Source organism: Chryseobacterium sp., from assembly GCF_022712095.1.
Lineage (GTDB): Bacteria > Bacteroidota > Bacteroidia > Flavobacteriales > Weeksellaceae > Chryseobacterium.
Genome location: NZ_JALAHD010000046.1, coordinates 1 through 3,174, shown reverse-complemented (window position 1 = coordinate 3,174; position 3,174 = coordinate 1). Strand labels below are relative to the sequence as shown.

Here is a 3,174-nt window from a genome sequence, read left to right as displayed (position 1 = left end):
TTTATATCTGTTCCTGATAATTGTCCAGATATAGCCTGTAAGAAAAAGAGAGAAAAAAGAATAATAAGCAAAATTTTTGTTTCCTAAAAAAGGAATATTATTCCATATAAACAAAGTATGGTTAGTTTTAAATATACATAATGCTTCACCATTTCCTTTTTAAGCTGTATTATACTTTCGTTAGTTTCAGGAGTACCTTTCATATTATTATGCGTGATTGAGTTAATTAATAAGAGCTACTTCTCATTGTATTGAGAAGTAGCCCTGAATGTATTGCGTTTGGTTTGGTGTTAGGTGTGGATTAATTCTTAATCAATTGTACTTCAAAGAAGCTTCCTATTCCTGATCCGGTTGCCCCACTGGGTATGGCATGTAAGGTTGAGTTTCCTGTTAGTCCAAAATAATATTCTTTACCAGCTTCTAATGTTACCACTCCTATAAAATTATGAGCATGGCCGGCAATATTTGTAGTCGACACCTCAAGAAAAGATAGTGCATTGTCAGGAATACCAAATCTTATAACCCAGCTATTGGTTTGTTTATCAACAAATCCGATGACTACATTATTGGTTCCAAATACCGGAGATAATGGACCGAAAGTCCCTGTAATGGTGATTCTGTATAATCCTGTTTTCGGAGCTGTAAAAATACCTGTATTGATGTTAAAATCGTTATTAGGATTATCAATTTCCGTCCAGTTGTTAATTGTATAAATGGTTCCATCTGCTGTCCCTGCTGTGAAATTACTAGACAGATATCCTCTTATAACTCCTTGGGTTTCATTTAATTTCTTTTTTAGAAACCCTGAGGCATCTGCTACTACAGAAATATCATCAGTAGACGTACTTTCCGGGATATCCCGAACTCTTAAATCTCCGTTCACATCCAGTTCAGAAGTTGGGGCTAATGTTTTAATTCCTACCTGGCTGTAAACATTTACAGATAGAACAACGGCTGCAAAAGCTATAATATATTTTTTCATTGTATTTTTTTGTTAATCGAATTTGAGTTTTGAATTTTTCAAAAGTATTCCATTATGGTCAGTAGTAATATGAAATGTCTAATATGGATTCTTGATCAGCTGCACTTCAAAATAACTTCCGAGTCCCGGTCCTGTTGAATTAGTTGGATTGGCATAGAGTGTTAGTCCATTGGATAATCCATAATAGTATGATTTACCCGCTTCAAGCTTTACAATTCCTTCAAACGTATGGGCATAACCGGATTTATTGGTTGCCGTAAAAGTTTGTTCTGATTTTGTAACTGAAAATCTCATAATCCATTTTCCTGTTGCTTTATCGACGAATCCGATAACTATATTATTGCTTCCTGTATTTGTAGCAAAATGGCTGAAAGTTGCCGTAATTATAATTCTATACAAACCGGTTTCTGGAGCTGTGAAGGTTGATGTACTGGAATCAAAGTCATTGTTGGGGTTGTCTATTTCAGTAAAACCTGTAATTTGATAAATGGTGCTAGTGGCTGCGCCTCCTGTAAAATCATTTGAAAGATAGCCTCTCATAATTCCTTTATATTCACTTACTTTCTTTTTTACTACTCCTGAGGTGTCTGCTACTAAAGAAATATCCTCAGTAGAAGTACTTGCTGGAATATCCCGGACTCTTAAATCTCCGTTGATATCAAGTACAGAGGTTGGTGTGGAAGTGTTAATTCCCACCTGGCTGTAAACATTTACAGAAAGAACAATAGCTATAAAAGCTATAATATATTTTTTCATTGTAATTTTTTTGGTTAGTTTATATTTTTATTGATTTAATTAATTGTGTTAGTTCTTGATCAGCTGTATTGAGAAATAACTTCCGATTCCTGTTCCTGTATTACCGGTGGGATTTGCCAAAAGAGTAATACCTCCGGATAGTCCGTAAATATATTGTTTACCGGCTTCAAGCTGAGCTAATCCTGTAAAGGTATGAGCATACCCAGCTCCTACCATTTCTGAAGCATTTAATGACGATTGAGGGATAGAAAATCGCATCACCCAAGTATTATTAGTACCTTCTTTACGGGCCAATCCTATTACATAATTGGTGGTGACGCCCGCTCCTGTAGGATAGCTGAAAGTAGCTGTAATAGTAATCCTGTATAATCCCGTTTCCGGAGCCGTAAAAATATTTGTAGAAGGATCAAAGTCATTATGAGGATCATCTATTTCTAGCCAGTTTGGAATAGTATAAATAGGACCAAGCGTTGCCGGCATAGAAAAATCACTCGTGATATAACCTCTCATGATTCCTTTTGTCTCACCTATTCTTTTCTTTATTACACCTGAGGCATCCGCCACTAAAGATATATCATTCGTGGAAGTACTCTCGGGAATATCCCGTACCCTTATATCTCCGTTTACATCCAACATGGCGGTAGGTGCCGATGTGTTAATTCCTACCTGGCTGTATGTATCTACAGACAGCATAATAGCTATGAGAGCTATAATATATTTTTTCATTGTATTTTTAAGTTACTTGTTTGATTTCTTGAAAAATTCAAGAAATGAGTTATAGAAGTGGTTAAATTCCAAAAATTAATAATTGATTATTTTTTTAACGAAATAGGAGGAGGACGGATATTATTGGGTAGGGAGTAACTGACAATATAGGACTGAGTAATGTAATTGGTCTTATTGTCAGTAGTAGAATAAAATTTTATACGGAATTTTAATTTGGTGAGTATTCCTAAGTTATTATGCGGAGAACTGGTGCCCGCAACAGCAGATTTAGTATTGTAAGCCGGATAAATTAGGCCCTCTTTATTTTCTATGATATACCGCTGCTGTGGAATTATTTCTTTTTTTTCCGGGTTAGCGGTTTTTTTGGCTTGGGTATGTTGAGCTTTCTTATGTTTTTTTGATCCCTGCTTTTTTATAGATGTTTTTTTTACATAAGTGATTTTTGCATACGTGCTCTTTTCTGTATCTTTAAACAGGGTGCCTTCTACAATGTAAATGTTGGATAATTCATTCTTTTTAGACGTTTTCTCTTTCTCACCCTCAATAGAATAGTAAATTTCCTTATCCTCCGTGAAAATAATAGGAGTGTTAAGCTGGATAGTATTGAATGGAATTACTTGAGATTGGCTCGGAATATACAAAAATACATACAGAGATAGCTTAAGTATATGAATAGCTATTCCCCTAAATTGGGGATATATTGTATATAT

Annotated in this window: 4 protein-coding genes; all 4 read right to left on the bottom strand. The window is 34.9% G+C overall.

The annotated features are described in order from the left end of the window. Nucleotides 1-301: 301 nt before the first annotated feature. On the bottom strand, nucleotides 302-982 hold the full coding sequence (locus Q0A18_RS02335; RefSeq protein WP_292008562.1) for a hypothetical protein: 681 nt from the start codon (nucleotides 980-982) through the stop codon (nucleotides 302-304). A gap of 78 nt (nucleotides 983-1,060) precedes the next feature. After that, nucleotides 1,061-1,738 (bottom strand): hypothetical protein, encoded by a 678-nt coding sequence (locus Q0A18_RS02330; RefSeq protein WP_292008561.1) that lies wholly within the window; start codon nucleotides 1,736-1,738, stop codon nucleotides 1,061-1,063. Between the two features lie 48 nt (nucleotides 1,739-1,786). Further along, nucleotides 1,787-2,464 (bottom strand): hypothetical protein, encoded by a 678-nt coding sequence (locus Q0A18_RS02325; protein WP_292008560.1) that lies wholly within the window; start codon nucleotides 2,462-2,464, stop codon nucleotides 1,787-1,789. Between the two features lie 86 nt (nucleotides 2,465-2,550). Further along, on the bottom strand, nucleotides 2,551-3,174 hold a 624-nt coding region (locus Q0A18_RS02320), incomplete at its 5' end, for a hypothetical protein (protein WP_292008559.1).

What these genes read in the sequence shown, in the direction of transcription:
- Q0A18_RS02330 (WP_292008561.1), bottom strand. Translation starts at nt 1,738, where the DNA reads ATGAAAAAATATATTATAGCTTTTATAGCTATTGTTCTTTCTGTAAAT.
- Q0A18_RS02335 (WP_292008562.1), bottom strand. Translation starts at nt 982, where the DNA reads ATGAAAAAATATATTATAGCTTTTGCAGCCGTTGTTCTATCTGTAAAT.
- Q0A18_RS02325 (WP_292008560.1), bottom strand. Translation starts at nt 2,464, where the DNA reads ATGAAAAAATATATTATAGCTCTCATAGCTATTATGCTGTCTGTAGAT.